The following is a 290-nucleotide window of genomic DNA, read 5'->3' as shown; positions in this document are numbered from 1 at the left end:
CTCGCGCCCTATTCCTTCAGCCTGGTTTCGGTTTTACTCCGTTTGCCTCATTGCCCGGCATTCTCATTTATTACGGTGCATTGCAGCGCCACGCCACCACAGCAAGATGTAGACGTAGCCGAGATTCGCCAATGGCATAAAAAGAGAGGCTGGCGCGATGTGGGGTATCACTTTGTTATTCGTCGCAATGGGGATGTCGAACTTGGCAGGCCACTATCGCAAACCGGTGCGCATGTGAAAGGACACAACAAGGGCAATATTGGGGTTTGTTTGGTTGGCGGTTGTAATGC

1 protein-coding gene is annotated in these 290 nt (G+C 52.1%); it reads left to right on the top strand.

The genetic code is table 11. From position 1 onward, the window contains the following. On the top strand, positions 1 to 290 hold a 290-nt coding region (locus AB4486_RS28195; RefSeq protein ID WP_372120129.1), incomplete at both ends, for an N-acetylmuramoyl-L-alanine amidase.

The organism is Vibrio sp. 10N.222.55.C6, assembly GCF_041473395.1.
In the GTDB taxonomy this organism is placed as follows: Bacteria; Pseudomonadota; Gammaproteobacteria; order Enterobacterales; family Vibrionaceae; genus Vibrio; species Vibrio crassostreae_C.
The sequence above is the reverse complement of the archived record's forward strand: the minus strand, read 5'-3'. Positions and strand labels throughout refer to the sequence as shown.